Source organism: Bacillus sp. FSL P2-0099 (assembly GCF_038007445.1).
GTDB lineage: Bacteria > Bacillota > Bacilli > Bacillales > Bacillaceae_G > Bacillus_A > Bacillus_A mycoides.
This window is the reverse complement of the sequence record NZ_JBBOXE010000002.1, coordinates 426,676-442,179: the sequence shown is the minus strand read 5'-3', so window position 1 is coordinate 442,179 and position 15,504 is coordinate 426,676. Positions and strand designations below refer to the sequence as shown.

The window sequence follows — 15,504 nt, the reverse complement described above, 5'->3', positions numbered from 1 at the left end:
GTTTTTTTGATTAAACTTTATTTCAAACCAACAATTAGTCAAATGAAAGATTTCTCCGACAATCTAAAGAAATAGACGGTATTGTAAAAAGTAGCAAGTCAATGAAGAAAAAGTCAGAGGAGTTAAAAGAATTATCTAAACCTTATTTAGAGTTAGTGGACAAAATAAGTAAGTTAGAGTATGAAGAAGATCACCCAGTACAACATAATGTAGGTTTAGCGATGATTCATGTAAAAGATGGGGTGGAAATCATACAAGAAGGTTTAGATAAGGGTAAAGAATATGAAGTTGATGGTGGGGTTGAAAGATTAGAGACTGCTTCTAAGTTAATTGATAAAGCAAACAAAGAATTGAAAAAATCTAAGTAACCTAACTATAGGGAGTGTATTATATCTATAGGGTATCCTATAATTAATGAATCCTAAAGCTTAATACATAATGAAAATACCGGTTCTAATAAGAACCGGTATTTTAAATGGTGTTATTTTGAAGCACTTATTTTACTTAGTAAAATAAGTGTATAGTCTAATTCCTATCAATAATCCGTAGGTAACATCATAATAAAACTTTTACCGTTATCAATAATCCATATACGGTGTGCTAATGGAAGTTTATCCACTTTTACATTCGTTTTGGAACGTATCTCAAAACCTGGACTTTCTGGTTGATAATTTAATACCAAATAATTATCTTCCAATTTTAAATCAAAGATGTGTTTATAGCTTAATAAAGAATTGTTTCTTAGAAGTATTTGTGTTTTAAAAAAATCCCAAATGCTTTTAGTTATTATTGAATGCAGAATTTTATCTATACTTTCAGTTACATAACTATGACGGTAAATATTACGTATTTTCATATTGTATCCTCCTTTTCAAAACCAAAGGAGGTTGAAACATTTAAGGATAAATCTAATGATGGTACATGTAAATTACCCCATGTATCTAATGGATCATGCCCATCTATAACATATCTTTCCTCAATTCTTGCTAAATAATAGTTTTCATTTCCAATGCAATTTAGCCAATAAAATAATAGTAAAATGGATTCGCTATTTTTAGTATCGTTTATATTTTCTCCTAGTTCCTCTGGCATATCCCACTTAAAATCCGTCCAATGCCATAACAGACCGTGTGGCAGTGTATTCTTTGTTTTTGCCTGATTCAGTAATTCGTGCACTTTTTCTACTGATTCAGAATTAGTTAATATTTCATTCATAGATCTTAATAAGTCTGAATGCCTTATAATTAACACAACATTTGCCATGTGCTTAATACCTCCTAAAGTGTACTTCATAAAATTTCAAGTATCATATGTTTAATATATTTTTAAAAATATGGTAATCAAGGGAATGCTGTCCTTGAAAGGACGGAAATATCATTTAGAATTTCACACGTATTTACGTAAAACATAATCACAATCGCTACATATATCCTTATATGATTTACCGTGTATGGTTTTCTTTTCAAATAGTTCAATTGTCTCGACATAATAGGAACAATTTGTACATTTTTTAAAGTGTAAATCCAGTTAATCGGTAGTTAGTTTATTTTTATACAGCCAAATAGCTACATCAAATTGTATTAGTTTTTGATTCTGGAAAATTTCATAGTAGGAGTTTGATAATTATAATTTATCATTTTAGGCAAGAAGACTCCTTCCTCAAGGAACGCGAAGTGAGTAGGTGGGAGATGAATTGGCTTCAGACAAGGGATGGCAGGAAGCCACCTTAATTGTTCGACATTCATAAACTGTTACTTCACTACATATCGAATGTATGTTTGTTGTATAATAGACACATATCGAAATGGGGGTGAAAGGAATAATGATCAATAAAGCATATAAATTTCGTATCTATCCAAATAAAGCACAAGCGACCCTAATCAATAAAACGATTGGTTGCTCTCGTTTTGTATTCAACCACTTCCTATCTCTATGGAATAATGCATACAAAGAAACAGGAAAAGGTTTAACATATGGTACGGCAAACAAATCATTGTCGTATCGAAAACATTTGCTTCAAGCCAATTATGTTCTTGTTGTGGATATCAAAACAAAGACGTTAAAAATCTAAACTTACGTAAATGGGACTGCCCTTCTTGTCTTACACACCATGATAGAGATATTAACGCAAGTATCAATCTAAAGAATGAAGCGATAAGGCTTCTAACCGCAAGGACTGTGGAGATAGCCTAATAAATTAGAGTTCGATAGAACTCTTTACTTAGGAATCCCCCTCTTCTAAACGAAGTGAAAGTGGGGGAGTTCAAAAGAAGTAAATATGAAAAAGTTAGAGAATTATCTTAGTTATTAAATAGATTCTGCCTATACTTTAAGTAGAGCCCAATTTATTAAATTTAAATAGTTTATATGTTCATATATAGAATTTTGAAGGGGGTAAATTGTAAATGATTCCAACGTCAACATATGTGGCTAAATGGGTATTAGATGACTTAACACTTGCATCAAGACCAAATCAGGGGATCAAACTAAGTACATTTAAAAAGTTAGAAAAACTTTATGTAGAATACAGAGAAATGATTGAGGGAGATACTAGCTTTGAAATTACGCATTATCTGCTAGAGTTTATCAATCCACATAATCTTTTTGTAGTAAGAGATGGTTACTATATATTTGATAATAAAACAATGAAATTTATTAAAGTATCGGACGATATTCATTTTTCAAATCAAAGCTTAGCGTATTGTAATAATGGCGTTGCAGTGGATTTAATAAACGGAAAAATGCATTTTTTAGAAGGGCAGTATTATAAAGTTAAGACCTCATATGTTGATTTATTAAAAGGTGAAACTATCCCTGTAATAGTACTAAGCCATTTAGATAATAATGTTGGAGTATCAGTACCTTTGACAATGTTTAATGAGGAAAGAACTTTTAAAATTTCAGAGAGTTATATAGTGGATCTTACCTCAAAGAATTGTAACAATGAGAGTGAATTTAGTGAAAAGGGGAACGTAATACGATTTCTAAAACCTTCTATTGTGTAGTTAAGTATATATGTTAATTAAATTCATAATGAATTTAAGAGGGTGAAAAAATTGTCTTTTGAAATGTGTACAGCCTTTCGAGGTAAAGTAATTATAAAGGATGAATATAAAGGAGTGGTGGAATTAACAAATACAGGAAGCTGGGAAGAAGCTGTTTTAAAGTTTCCGTTCGTTAAAGAATATCTAAAAGTTAATCATAGTAAAGACATTCCATTTACAAAGAAACAGATAAATGAAGCATTAGCAGAAGATGATTTTCTATATATGAGGTGGCACATAGGAAACTGGGAAGAAGAGAAAGAGTATTATACAAATTTAAAAAATAATGAATGGTCATTTATAGCCAATCTAAAGAACTACAGAGATACTGAACATAACGTGGCACCTATTACATTATTTATGGATGTGATTTTAAAAGAAGTAGCAGAACATATTATAAAGCTGGAAGCTTGGTATGGTGAAGCTGATGAACCAGAAGAATATGTTTTTATTAATAATGAATTTATTAAGAAGTTCTAGCAGTAATGAAATATTGCTGCTTTTTTATTTCTTAATACACTAAAATTATTGTTGTTGGCTTCATAAATATTCATTTATAATAGATTATGGAAAAATTCATAATGTAATAATATAGATTTTTAGTATACAAGGGCTGGGAGCAGCTCTTTTTATTTTGCTCAGGGGGAGTGTGAAAGAAAAAAGTTTATGTTAGTGGCGAAGTTAAATGATCTAATAGAAAATAAAAAATTAGAATTAGTAGAACTGGTAAATAAACATGGCTTTAGTCATAAAAAAGTCCTCTATTTAAGTCAGGAAATTGATAAATTAATTAATAAATATATGATTATAAAAAAGGAACCCTATAATAGTAGGGTTCAAAGGGAACAGATACATAAAATAAATAAAGAGAATAATTTAATTATATAGGAAATTTGATACTGTAATATTGAGAAAGTGTAAAACCTTAATTAATTATTTTCGTTTGAAAAGTGATGTGATTACTATTTTAAAATTAAGAAAAAAGTTTATAGATAAGACTGTTAAACTAATTGATATAAAAGAAGACAATATAGTTAGTAAACAGAGAGCCAAACTTACATTTAATTTATATAAAAAGTTACTAGAAATGAATGAACCTAGGCAATTTAGATGGTGTGATAATTGAACAAGTTAGAAAAACTCTCTAAAGTCTTTGTAATTTTTTTTATTTTGTATGTGATATTACTTATATTTTCTCCAAGTAGAATAGTAGGGAGGTCAGCTATCCAAAAAGATGACATAAAATTACACGTATACGCACAAGCCACTACGGGAGTACCTCAAAAAATAAGTAAAAGTGATTTAGCTATATTAAAAGAAAAAATTAAAGATACATATCCTAATGTAAAATCTACGGACATTGAGCTTGAAGGTGATACACCTTTCCTTCATGTCGATGATCCAGCTTATATTGGAGAATTTACTGTATACGGAAAAGTTATAGGTACAAAATTAAATGAAACATCGAGAGAAAATACAGTTGCAGTTTTAAAAGTTTCGTATTGGGATATGCCTATGATTCGATACTTGTTTTATGAAGACTCTGTCGTAAGGCTATCACTTATAATTTTGTTACCTATATTTTTTGTTGCACTTTGCATCCTTTGTTTATGTACTAAGAAAAGTAACCGCTCGTAATAGGCGGTCTTTTTACGTTTACACATAGAATTAGGGGATGCATAATATCTTCAAGGTTAAGTAAAACATATAAAGATTGCTTTTTTACTGTTCCACCAAAAAAATTCTGAATATTGTTTTTTTATTCAAACAAATTTATTATCTCTGTATAAATTCATATATTCAAATGTTTAGGGGACTGGATAAATTTGTGATATATTTTTAAAGTAGTGCACAAGTGCAAAATCACAAAAAAGATCACCTGTTAAATTTTATAGGTAGTCTTTTAATGTTTATTAAATAATCTTTTGATTGAAATAGTGCAGAGGTTTTTTACTTATTTTCAATAGATAAAACTACATGAAAATAAGTGAAAAAATGGAGAGTTATTTGTATGAATATATAGAATTTTTAACAAAAATTCATAATTATGTTATATAATGATGTTAACAAACCATATTTTAGGCATTACCCCCGATTGTGCAGAATAAATATTTTTTTGATGAGCTAAAGTATTTGGCTAAAAGAACTTGTAGCGGGGCCTGCTACAAGTTCTTTTATTTTTTCAGTAAAGGAAAATAATAAAAAAGGAGGGAATACAAGTATGACAAGAAATTTAAAGAAAGCAGCACTTAATTCGTTAGATGGTAAATGGGGGGGAGGTATAGGAGTATCAGCGTTAAACTATTTTGTACCTACTCTTAGTGCATCAGCAATCGCGACATTCATGTATTTAATAGTTGGCCTGTTTATTGGGGTAATTGGTTTGGATGTAATCTTTGTTTATTCAATTAGTGGGCAACCCCAAGTAGACCCTACTGCACTAGTTTTACTTATTCTAAGTTATATTTTTTTAGGACTTATTTGTTTCTTAATTTACAGTTCAATACAAGGCATCTTTAATTATGGATATTCTGCTTTCACCTTACATTTAGGGAAAAATGAAGACGCTAAAGTGGACGATGTATTTCTAGGGTTTAAGAAAAGCAATTTGTTTAGATCAGTAAAATTGGCCCTGTTGCAAGCTATTTTTCTTTTTTTATGGAGTCTCTTATTAATTGTTCCAGGTATTATTAAATATTTTTCTTATTCCATGTCGTATTACATATTAGTAGAGAATCCTGATTATACAGCAAGTGAAGCATTGAAAGAAAGTAAAAGGATAATGAAAGGACAAAAGTTAAAGTTATTTGTTCTTTGGTTATCATTTATTGGTTGGTTTTTATTAGCCGCATTTATAGGAATGTTTACATTTAATCTATCATTTATTTTCATTTCTCCTTATTACAATACAACTGTCTCACATTTTTACTTAGATTTAATTAAAAAACAGGATGTTGGAGAAGCGAAGGTGAGTATATAAATAGAAAGTAAGTATGTATAAGATCAAATATATACTTTCTTGATAGTGAATATGCAATTAAGCATATCCGATTTTTAATATCATATTAAAAATCGGATATATTACGTTTATTATGATTTAAGCAAGGGTACTGCAAACGTGTTTCAAGTTGAAGTGAATAAGGTAAGGATAATACAAAGACTGGAGTACGGCTTACTACGAACCGTTTTGATACAGAATTATATTGTAGATTTAAAATAAAGTTTAATCAATTTGATACTAATAATCTTGATAAACAATCATAGAAAAGGGCGTGTTTTGAAAAAGATTGATCAAAACACGTTCTTAATATTTTTATTTAGTTCATTCTTTCATAAAAAAATTTGAACATTTTCTGTCTGTGTTACTCCACAATCACGCCCTTTAATGGAAAATCGTTCAATAAGTTTCTGAGATATATGTCTACTTATGTTATGGAAAAAAAGCTCCAGTATGTTAAAAGTATTATTTCACTTCTTATTAATAATCTTTAAATTTATCAACTACTAAATAGAGACTACTAGTTAATTTATGTAAGAAGAGGTGTGATCATGTATGAATCCATCATTGGCCTGAAAGTTAAGAAAGGAGACAGTCAAGTTCAACCTTTTACCTTCGTTTCCTAATATTTAGAGCTTTAGGTTGATAAAGTTCGAATCTAAACTAAAGGTTTATTACTTCCTTAATTCAGTAAAGTTCTGGACAAAAAACTCCCGAAATTTACGTTCCGCCACGGACATATAACGGCCTTCAAGCCATGCGATTTGATAGGTACGCTGACAAATAGGATTATCAATATGCACTAAATGAAATGACGTCTCTATTTTTTCTATTAAGGTTTCTGGCATAAAAGCAATACCAATTCCCATACGGATGAAGTAACTTACTGCAGAATGTTCGTCAACTTCACATATAATATTCGGAGTAAATCCTGCTTTTTGACAAAATTTATCCGTCATTTCTCGGAATGGATTCCCTTGCTTTATACAAATAAAAGGATCATTAGCCACTTCTCTCAAGTCTATGTTGCTCCGATTAACAAATCGATGTGTATGAGGAACAGCTATTAAGATTTTTTCAGTGAGAAAAGACAATCCCTCTATCCCTGTCTGCTCAATAGGAGGGAAAGTGATGCAAAAATCGATATCTCCACTTCGGAGCTGTTGCACCTTTTCCCTCTCTGAAGCTTGAGTGATTTGAAGTTTGATATCAGGGTGCAAGGATATAAAAGTACCTATTACATCAGAAAAGCATTTATGAGTTGTTGTTGCTAAAGAAACACGCCCGCTTTCCATTGCCGCAAGATCTTCAACTTCTCTTCTGCCCTCTTCAAGCAACATGAGTGCCTTTTCTACTTTCTTTAGATACGCTTTTCCAAATGAGTTGAGTCGAATCTTCCTTGGCGATCAAATAATGGTACACCCAAATCCTCTTCCAACCTAGCAATGGTTTTGCTGAGAGCAGGCTGCGCGATGCGAAGCTCTTGCGCAGCCTGCGTCATATGCTCCAATTTAGCGAATTTTAGAAAATAATGCAGTTGCAGTAGTTCCACATTCATCACTCCCTTATTCATATACTCGAGTATATAAAGAGATATATTAAAATGTCTTTTTATTTATTAATAATCAATTATAGAATAAAACATGTAAGCAATATAAGCTTTCAAAGATTTTAATGAATTACACTGTTTTGATTATGAGTACTTTTGCCCCTATTATAATTAGGTAACTTTAATATAAGAACAGAAATCGCAGAAAAAATGCAAAATATAAACATTGCAATCAACCAAAGGTTAATGTCATAGTCATATAGCTTACTAAAATACTTTTTTTCATGAGTAATATAGCTTACATTACTGTCAATTGTTTCGAGGGTGTAGGGAATAACCCCAAAAGAACCAATTAACATAACAAATGTTCCAAGTATGAAACTGAGTATATGTTTTATCATGTTCTGTTCTCCTTTAAGTATGTTTAATTGATACGTTCATATAGTATATATGGTTTTGCTACAAAGTTTGTATTTATTTGAAGGAGTGATATAAATTTCTATTGGAATCTATATTTAAAAATGGTTTTTCACCGCAGCAGAAGAAAGCTAAGGTGAATAAATACATCAAAACTAGAAAATTAGTATCTCTAGAAGAAAAGGTACAGTTTTTTCTGGAGGTGAATAATTTTAAAAGCGTAGAAAGATTAAATTTCTACGCTTGTTCTTCTTAATGGGGTGCGACCTATATATAGAAGGTTTCTTCAATATATATGAAGTTTATTTTTTATTTTTTAGAATATTTATATTGTTCAGTATCTGTATATGTATTATTATAAATAATGGTATATTAGTTAATTTTTGATATTCATTCTATTCAATCTCTAAAAAAATGATTCTTGGAGGCGTTGTTGTGCGTAAAAAATGGAAACTTGGGCTAATGAGTACACTTCTAGCCTGTACAACCTTTACATCTGTCGCTTTTGCCGCAGAAAAACCAGTTGATCAACCAAAGTGGGAGGAATGGTTACATGAGCATGCAAAAAGATTACATGAACCCACTTCCCAAACAACAGAAGATTTATCATTTCTTAAAGAGGTGGTAAAAGACAAGCGTATTGTTGTACTTGGCGAGAGTACACATGGTGCGAAAGAAATTAATCAATCCAAAATACGAATGATTAAGTACTTACATGAGGAAATGAGATATGATGTGATTGCATTTGAATCAGGGTTGGCGGAAGCATCAGCTGTTCAGCAAAATTTTGACCGCTTAACCGCTACGGAAGCAATGAAGCAATCGTTAGAAGGTGTATGGCAAACAGAGGAAATTGAACAATTGTTTATCTATATGAAAGAACAAAAAGAAAAAGGAACGCCACTCACATTAGCTGGATTTGATATAAATCTGTTTTATCATTCACCCTTCTATCCTTATGCAAAAGAATGGTTGCAAAAACTAAGCCCTGAAGTGGCATCTGAATTTGATACAGCAGTAACAGAGTTGATTAGACTAGATAAGTATTACTATAATTTAAAGGGTACCTATCCCTATGATCAATATAAAAGAGACATACAGCCTGTAATCAACAAATTTGAAAGCGTAAGAACGTTTATTCAAAATCATAAAGCAGAATTGACTGAGGTTGCACCTCATCCTATGTATGATGTTAATTTCCTTGAAAAATCAATTAGTATACGAATTGATGCTATAAAAACGCATTTAGATGCCGATATGAAAGCTAGAGGCGGTATCATCTCACCTACTCTTACAGACTACTCTTTTTATATCCGGGATCAAAAAATGGCACAAAACTTAGCATGGCTCACTGAAATGCAGTATAAAAACAAAAAAATCATTGTATGGGGGCATAATTATCATATTCGAAAACAAAATTCGAAAATGTTATTAGATTTTATGAAGGTACAACAATACAATTATGTAGCCCCAAATATGATGGATTACCTTCCGCAGCGCATCAAAAATCAAATGTACACGATTGGCGTATTTGCCTATAGTGGAAGCAGTTGGGATTCTAACAATAAAGATATTATTACTGTATACAACGAACACGAAGAACAAAGTGTTGAAAAAATAATCAGCACGGTGGGAAGCCCCAATTTGTTTGTTAACCTAAAGGAAGAAAGTAACCGACCAGAAACGTCATGGATGTTTACTCCAACTGCAGCAAGTTATTGGGGGAAAAAAGATAAAGAAGAAATTATGATTCCTACCGAACAATATGATGGCATTCTATGGTTAGAAAAGACTTCACCTTCTGTTCTTAAGTAAAAAAGAGCATCCTTACTATATAAGGATGCTCTTTTTCTTGTCATGATTGCACGTAAACAACATTCGATTGGATGCATTCAAATACTAAGGATCAAACAATATATTCATTATAGGGGGAGCGCCACATCACTATCAGATTAAGAAATCATGATAAATAAAAAACTAGAGTTAGCTTCTTATAGGAAATTATTTGATTTAATCTGACTATATTTCAATAGATTGTTTGGTATAATTTAGGTAAAACTATATTTCTATCAAAGGAGATTAATAATGAATGGTTTAAAGAAAGTATTTTCTTTAATTTTTAATAGTAAAAAGAAAGAAATTAAGAATAAAGATCATAAAGAAGTAGCCTCAAAAGTAATGAATTATTTCATTGAACTAGAACATTTTAATTTTATGAATTGTGATAAAGAATCATTAAGCCTTATTAATTTTAAAAATTATTTTCATAGAGAACCTAACCTTGAGTACTTTGATTTTATAAGGCCCAATGGTTCACCTCAAAATTATATGCAAATGTTTCTACAAAAAAAGGGAGAAAGTGCAAAAGGTAAGTATTTAATGGATGCAAAAGCATCGTTATTCTATTTACCTGTTGCAAAAGAAGAAGTGCTAAGATACTTTTCTAATGAATTTGACAAGAAAATAAGCTTTACTGATTTTCAAGGATTCCCTAATAGTTTTCTTATTCATATTCAATTAGATCATATGCTAAAGCCAATAAAGGATACAACATTAGAATCCAGTGTGGTAGTTAGTCCTATAATTAAGTATTTTCTTCGCCCTGGAAAAAGTTTAAAAGATTTAGAGATGGATTTAATAAGTGCAATAACATCAGTAATTGAAAGTGAAAATTATAGTAAAATCAGTAATGATTTAGAATTTACTGAGTCTGAAGAACACGTAGAATTGGCTAAGAGTATAAAGTTTATACATGTTAGATATAAAAACTGGTTAGAACTTTCTCAAAACATTCAAAGCACATTGAAATCATACATAAAACATAGCCACTTCGATAAAGAAGGAGTTTTCCGATTTTCTAGTGATAAGGATTATGAGAAGAATATTCGACTTACATACAAAGAGTATGTTGGAGTAAATAGTTTCTATATTGAAGATTTGGAGAAAGTAAAGCATAACATTAAGTATGAAAAGATAGGTAAAGCATTAAAAACATATTTAGCCTTAGATAACTGGGAAACATTAAAAAATTCAGGAGAAAGAGTAGACTTTTTTAATAATGAGAGTATTAGCGAGATAAAAAGAATTTTACGAAATATCCCAATTACGAGATGGCCTTCAGGTTTTCCGCTAGGACTAATGCAGCAGGTAGCTTTAAATCTTATTATTGCAAATTCAAAGGAAAAAGAGGGTTTTATTTTTTCTGTAAACGGTCCTCCCGGTACTGGTAAAACTACATTGTTAAAAGATGTATTTGCAAATATTATTTTTGAAAAAGTAAAGTTTTTAAAGGAAACACAGGATTTATTTACAAAAATACAATTTTCTGAGGGACAAGAGGATTATTATTATTCTTTTCATTCAAAACTTAAAGAATATCGTATTTTAGTTACATCAAATAATAATGCTGCTGTTGAAAATATAAGTATGGATTTGCCTAAAGATGAGGATTTATTGAAAAACAATTACAAGTTTTTAGGATTTAGCAAGGATGAAAGTTGCTGGGGTAAAATATCAGCCGCAATGGGGAAATCAGCAAATATAAAACAATATTTTCAAAATATTTCAGATGAGCTTAATGATCTGTGTAATGTACATGAAAATGCTGAGTATTCCTTTGATAGTTTAGAAAAACAGATATCAAGTATGATTAAAACCGCACAAGTAATCGATGACTTTGATGATATAGATGATGAAAAATGGCAATCATCAAAAAAACAATTTGTTAATATTGATGGTGTTAATGAAGAATATCGTATAAATTGTGTTCGGAGTAGGCTATTCAAAACAATGATGGATGAGTATTGTACTTTCTTAATTAAAAACCAGGACAAAATAGAAAAAAATTTAACTTTAGCAAAGGCCTATTTTTTAGGAGGGAAAGAAAAAGTAAATCTTGATTCTCAAATTAATGAAAGGCAAAGGGAAGACTTCATCCAAGCGATGTTTGATACCATATTCCTACTTACACCTATAATTTCTTCAACATTTGCTTCTGTTTCAAGATTTTTAATGGATTTGAAAACGGAAGATATTGGTTGGTTGTTTATTGATGAGGCAGGTCAAGCTACACCACAATCTGCAATTGGAGCCATTTGGCGTTCTAGAAATGTTGTGGTGGTAGGTGATCCATTACAAATACCTCCGGTTGTAACGTTGACTGATGATCAGCTCAAATTAATAGCAAATGAAAGTGCTGGAATTACGAGTGAAAGCTCATTTTTCTATCATTTAACTAGAAGTGAAGTAAGTGTACAAGAATTTGCAGATCTTAATAACAAATTTGGCGGAACAATGAGTGATTCCAAAAATAACACAAAGTGGTTGGGGTCACCGCTTCGTGTTCATAGACGTTGTGAGAGCCCTATGTTTGAGATATGTAATAAAACAACATATCAAGACAAAATGTTACACGCGACTAAGACCGAAAATATGGTACAGGACCCAATGTACATGAGTCAATGGTTGAATATAGAAGGAAGAACTACTGGCTCAGGAAATCACTTTATTCCTGATCAAGGAAAAAAAGCAATTGAGATTGCCAATAAGTTTACGCAAGATAATCCAGGGGAAGATTGCTACATTATTTCACCTTTTGTAAGTGTTGTTCAAAAGTTAAAACAGTTAAACAAAAATTCAGTAGAAAACAAAAAAATAGAGATCGGAACGGTTCATACTTTCCAAGGAAAAGAAGCTCCATTAGTTATTTTAGTTTTGGGAGTAGATGATCAGCGAACAGGACCGTTAGATTGGGCATCCAGTACTCCAAATCTATTAAACGTTGCAGCAAGCAGAGCAAAAAAATATTTTGTTGTAATTGGTAATTCAGATACTTGGGGAAAAAAGGAATATTTTGATACAGCTTTTAAATATTTATCGATAGAAACTGTAAAGATAGAATAAGGGCGTTATCTAATTTTATTTTTAACATAGTAGGGGTACCGCCACATCACCATCAAGCTAACAAATAAAAATACCCCTAAAATGAAAAAAACGATATTCTTTCTATCTAAATTGTAGAAGGATTATCGTTTTTTTACTTATATAAATGTAAAAAACTTTTGACATTTATGGTGGATTTATATAAACTAGAAATGTAAAAAGTTTTTGACAAAATTAGAGGTGATGTTCATAAAAATGGAGAACATAATTCGTATTTTACGTAAAGAGCAAAAGCTTTCCCAAGAAGATTTAGCTAAATTATGTCGTGTTTCAAGACAAACGATTAATGCGATTGAGAATAACAAATATGATCCTACATTGGAACTTGCTTTTAATTTAGCTAAATCCCTTGGTGTAACAGTTGATCAATTATTTATTTATTAAAGCTAGATAAGGAGAAGAAACAAATGAAAAATGGAATTAATATCTTATTTACTTGTTTATACATTGTGATTATGGGTTTACTTGCTTTTGAATGGTATGAGAAGCAACAGCTCTCTATAACTTCGTTATTTGTAGCAACAATCATTTTGCAATCATTATTTATGAAGAGAATTTTGAAAGGGAAAAAAGAGAGTGAGAATTTTATTGATGAAATGTTTTTACATATCAGACAGAAAAGCTTATCAATTTGTTGTTTTGTAATGTATGTATTAACTTTAGGTACTTTATTTTTATCAGAAGGAACATGGAATTTTAACCATATGCATAATAAACCGTTAATCTTTCTGGTTTTCTTATATCCTATCGTTTACCAAATAAGTCATATATTCGTTTCAAGAAGCAACTCTTAATAGACTATTTAAAAGTAGAAAAAAACGCTATTCTTTCTGTAGAATCATAGGAAAGGATGGCGTTTTTTATGTCTGTTTCTGTGTCTGACGAATTACAACTGTTTGCTCAAGAAATTCAAAGCTTCTTATCTCCGAATTTCTTACGAGATCTTGCTAGAGATGTTGGTTTTGTACAACGAACCAGTAAGTGCCAAGCAAAAGACTTAGTCGCTTTATGTGTATGGATTAGTCAAAATGTCGCTAAAACCTCTTTAACTCAGTTATGTAGCTGTTTAGAAGCATCAACAGAAGTGCTCATCAGTCCTGAAGGACTGAATCAACGGTTTAATGAGGCGGCTGTCCAACTTTTACAACGCCTACTAGCCTGAACTACTAAACAAAAAAATGGACGCATCTATGCCGATTTCTTCGCCATACACTTCTGTTTTCAAGCGTATTCGTATTTTAGATTCAACTGCATTTCAACTCCCGGATGTATTTTCATCGGTTTATCCAGGTGCAGGAGGATGCAGCCATACAGCTGGGATAAAAATTCAACTTGAGTATGATTTGTTAAGTGGACAGTTCCTACATATTCATACAGGTCCAGGTAAGCAACATGATCGCACTTACGGCTCTCTGTGTGCCCCGACTGTGACAGCGAATGATTTATGTATCCGAGATTTAGGTTATTTTCATTTAAAAGACCTTCAATATATACAAGATAAAGAGGCCTACTATATCTTTCGTATCAAGTCGAACACACGTATTTATCAAAAAAATCCTAACTCTGATTATTTTCAAGACGGAAGAATTAAGAAAGGTACAGAGTATATACAGATAGATATGGAGACGTTAATGAACTCCCTTCAACCAGGACAAACATGTGAAATAGCTGATGCTTATGTAGGAATGATTGATAAAGTGCCAGCTCGTGTAATTGTTCATCGATTAACAAAACAACAGCAACAAAAACGATTATAAGATCAAGCTGTAAGAGAAAAAAGAAAGGAATGAAGTATTCTCCTCGTAGTAAACGACTCAGCGGTATCAATGTATATATGACAAACACCCCTACAGATATTGTCCCGATGGGACAGGTACATGACTGGTATTCTTTGCGTTGGCAAATCGAAATTTTATTTAAAACGTGGAAGTCATTCTTTCAAATTCATCATTGTAAAAAGATAAAACCAGAACGATTAGAGTGCCATGTATATGGTCAATTGATTGCTATTCTACTCTGTTCTTCTATCATGTTTCAAATGCGCCAATTGCTCCTCATGAAGAAAAAACGAGAGCTTAGTGAGTATAAAGCCATATATATGATTAAAGCCTATTTTCTTCTTCTATTCCAAACTATACAGAAAAACACCCAAGAGCTATCAAAGGTGTTACTTCGTCTGTTCAATCTTCTACAGCAAAACGGACGGAAATCTCATCGATATGAGAAAAAAACGGTCTTTGATATATTAGGTGTCGTTTACAATTGTACCATGTCTGATAATCAAGCCGCTTAATTCAAAAAAGTGAAACCCGTTAGGGTTTATTTCGTATGCAAATCTTTCAATCACCTACACTTGCCCTTTAGAAAAAAGAAACAATCTCGCCTAAAATTGACTTTGCATAAGCTTAGCTTGATAGCGATGTGGTGCTACCCCATCGCTATCAAGCTAACAAAACAAAATACCCCCTAAAATAAAAAATACGCTATTCTTTCTGTAGAATCATAGGAAAGGATAACGTATTTTTTATTTCTTCTATTCAATGTGTACGTTAATA

Annotated in this window: 13 protein-coding genes and 4 pseudogenes; 13 read left to right on the top strand and 4 right to left on the bottom strand. The window is 31.3% G+C overall.

The genetic code is table 11. The features are described 5' to 3' along the window. Nucleotides 1-50: 50 nt before the first annotated feature. Nucleotides 51-368: pseudogene (locus tag MKY90_RS29750) on the top strand (hypothetical protein); the annotation flags it as partial. Between the two features lie 167 nt (nucleotides 369-535). On the opposite strand, the gene MKY90_RS29745 reads toward MKY90_RS29750, so the two are convergent. Then, complete coding sequence (locus MKY90_RS29745) at nucleotides 536-856, bottom strand: DUF960 family protein (RefSeq protein ID WP_341093709.1); 321 nt, start codon at nucleotides 854-856, stop codon at nucleotides 536-538. Continuing rightward, nucleotides 853-1,263: a hypothetical protein gene (locus MKY90_RS29740; protein ID WP_341093707.1), complete on the bottom strand. Its 411-nt coding sequence runs from the start codon at nucleotides 1,261-1,263 to the stop codon at nucleotides 853-855. The genes MKY90_RS29745 and MKY90_RS29740 overlap by 4 nt, the downstream gene beginning before the upstream one ends. A 541-nt stretch (nucleotides 1,264-1,804) precedes the next feature. Here MKY90_RS29740 and MKY90_RS30535 point away from each other — a divergent pair. From MKY90_RS30535 to MKY90_RS29710, 7 genes and pseudogenes are all read left to right on the top strand, one after another. After that, complete coding sequence (locus MKY90_RS30535; RefSeq protein ID WP_445661562.1) at nucleotides 1,805-2,071, top strand: helix-turn-helix domain-containing protein; 267 nt, start codon at nucleotides 1,805-1,807, stop codon at nucleotides 2,069-2,071. Then, nucleotides 1,975-2,193, top strand: a pseudogene (locus MKY90_RS30530) (zinc ribbon domain-containing protein); the annotation flags it as partial. The gene MKY90_RS30535 and the pseudogene MKY90_RS30530, both read left to right, overlap by 97 nt. A gap of 212 nt (nucleotides 2,194-2,405) precedes the next feature. Further along, nucleotides 2,406-3,005: a hypothetical protein gene (locus MKY90_RS29730; RefSeq protein ID WP_088081596.1), complete on the top strand. Its 600-nt coding sequence runs from the start codon at nucleotides 2,406-2,408 to the stop codon at nucleotides 3,003-3,005. A gap of 63 nt (nucleotides 3,006-3,068) precedes the next feature. Beyond that, nucleotides 3,069-3,524: a hypothetical protein gene (locus tag MKY90_RS29725; protein ID WP_341093823.1), complete on the top strand. Its 456-nt coding sequence runs from the start codon at nucleotides 3,069-3,071 to the stop codon at nucleotides 3,522-3,524. Nucleotides 3,525-3,710: 186 nt separating this feature from the next. Beyond that, nucleotides 3,711-3,932 carry an aspartyl-phosphate phosphatase Spo0E family protein gene (locus tag MKY90_RS29720; protein WP_078214643.1) on the top strand — a complete coding sequence of 74 codons (222 nt, stop codon included), beginning with the start codon at nucleotides 3,711-3,713 and terminating at the stop codon, nucleotides 3,930-3,932. 234 nt (nucleotides 3,933-4,166) lie between these two features. Next, nucleotides 4,167-4,682: a transposase gene (locus MKY90_RS29715; RefSeq protein ID WP_341093701.1), complete on the top strand. Its 516-nt coding sequence runs from the start codon at nucleotides 4,167-4,169 to the stop codon at nucleotides 4,680-4,682. A gap of 583 nt (nucleotides 4,683-5,265) precedes the next feature. Further along, nucleotides 5,266-6,024 carry a DUF975 family protein gene (locus MKY90_RS29710; RefSeq protein WP_341093699.1) on the top strand — a complete coding sequence of 253 codons (759 nt, stop codon included), beginning with the start codon at nucleotides 5,266-5,268 and terminating at the stop codon, nucleotides 6,022-6,024. 692 nt (nucleotides 6,025-6,716) lie between these two features. On the opposite strand, the pseudogene MKY90_RS29705 reads toward MKY90_RS29710, so the two are convergent. Both MKY90_RS29705 and MKY90_RS29700 read right to left on the bottom strand, forming a co-directional pair. Continuing rightward, nucleotides 6,717-7,594, bottom strand: a pseudogene (locus tag MKY90_RS29705) (LysR family transcriptional regulator). 119 nt (nucleotides 7,595-7,713) lie between these two features. Beyond that, nucleotides 7,714-7,992, bottom strand: a complete 279-nt coding sequence (locus MKY90_RS29700; protein WP_341093698.1) for a hypothetical protein — start codon at nucleotides 7,990-7,992, stop codon at nucleotides 7,714-7,716. Between the two features lie 451 nt (nucleotides 7,993-8,443). On the opposite strand from MKY90_RS29700, the gene MKY90_RS29695 reads away from it, so the two are divergent. The 5 genes and pseudogenes from MKY90_RS29695 (at nucleotide 8,444) to MKY90_RS29675 (ending at nucleotide 15,242) form a co-directional block, all read left to right on the top strand. Continuing rightward, complete coding sequence (locus MKY90_RS29695) at nucleotides 8,444-9,823, top strand: erythromycin esterase family protein (RefSeq protein ID WP_341093697.1); 1,380 nt, start codon at nucleotides 8,444-8,446, stop codon at nucleotides 9,821-9,823. Between the two features lie 270 nt (nucleotides 9,824-10,093). Beyond that, a complete protein-coding gene (locus MKY90_RS29690; protein ID WP_341093694.1) occupies nucleotides 10,094-12,910 on the top strand; it encodes an AAA domain-containing protein in 2,817 nt (938 codons plus the stop codon). 234 nt (nucleotides 12,911-13,144) lie between these two features. Continuing rightward, nucleotides 13,145-13,333: a helix-turn-helix transcriptional regulator gene (locus MKY90_RS29685; RefSeq protein WP_002165486.1), complete on the top strand. Its 189-nt coding sequence runs from the start codon at nucleotides 13,145-13,147 to the stop codon at nucleotides 13,331-13,333. A gap of 23 nt (nucleotides 13,334-13,356) precedes the next feature. Beyond that, the gene (locus MKY90_RS29680; protein ID WP_201063577.1) at nucleotides 13,357-13,743 is read left to right on the top strand and encodes a hypothetical protein; all 387 of its coding nucleotides are present in this window, start codon (nucleotides 13,357-13,359) and stop codon (nucleotides 13,741-13,743) included. A gap of 68 nt (nucleotides 13,744-13,811) precedes the next feature. Continuing rightward, nucleotides 13,812-15,242, top strand: a pseudogene (locus MKY90_RS29675) (IS4 family transposase). Nucleotides 15,243-15,504 lie beyond the last annotated feature (262 nt).

Bases quoted from the DNA above. Each gene is read 5' to 3' on its own strand.
- MKY90_RS29725 (WP_341093823.1), top strand. From the start codon at position 3,069: ATGTGTACAGCCTTTCGAGGTAAAGTAATTATAAAGGATGAATATAAA.
- MKY90_RS29700 (WP_341093698.1), bottom strand. From the start codon at position 7,992: ATGATAAAACATATACTCAGTTTCATACTTGGAACATTTGTTATGTTA.
- MKY90_RS29720 (WP_078214643.1), top strand. From the start codon at position 3,711: ATGTTAGTGGCGAAGTTAAATGATCTAATAGAAAATAAAAAATTAGAA.
- MKY90_RS29680 (WP_201063577.1), top strand. From the start codon at position 13,357: ATGAAAAATGGAATTAATATCTTATTTACTTGTTTATACATTGTGATT.
- MKY90_RS29740 (WP_341093707.1), bottom strand. From the start codon at position 1,263: ATGGCAAATGTTGTGTTAATTATAAGGCATTCAGACTTATTAAGATCT.
- MKY90_RS29730 (WP_088081596.1), top strand. From the start codon at position 2,406: ATGATTCCAACGTCAACATATGTGGCTAAATGGGTATTAGATGACTTA.
- MKY90_RS29690 (WP_341093694.1), top strand. From the start codon at position 10,094: ATGAATGGTTTAAAGAAAGTATTTTCTTTAATTTTTAATAGTAAAAAG.
- MKY90_RS29745 (WP_341093709.1), bottom strand. From the start codon at position 856: ATGAAAATACGTAATATTTACCGTCATAGTTATGTAACTGAAAGTATA.
- MKY90_RS29710 (WP_341093699.1), top strand. From the start codon at position 5,266: ATGACAAGAAATTTAAAGAAAGCAGCACTTAATTCGTTAGATGGTAAA.
- MKY90_RS30535 (WP_445661562.1), top strand. From the start codon at position 1,805: ATGGGGGTGAAAGGAATAATGATCAATAAAGCATATAAATTTCGTATC.
- MKY90_RS29685 (WP_002165486.1), top strand. From the start codon at position 13,145: ATGGAGAACATAATTCGTATTTTACGTAAAGAGCAAAAGCTTTCCCAA.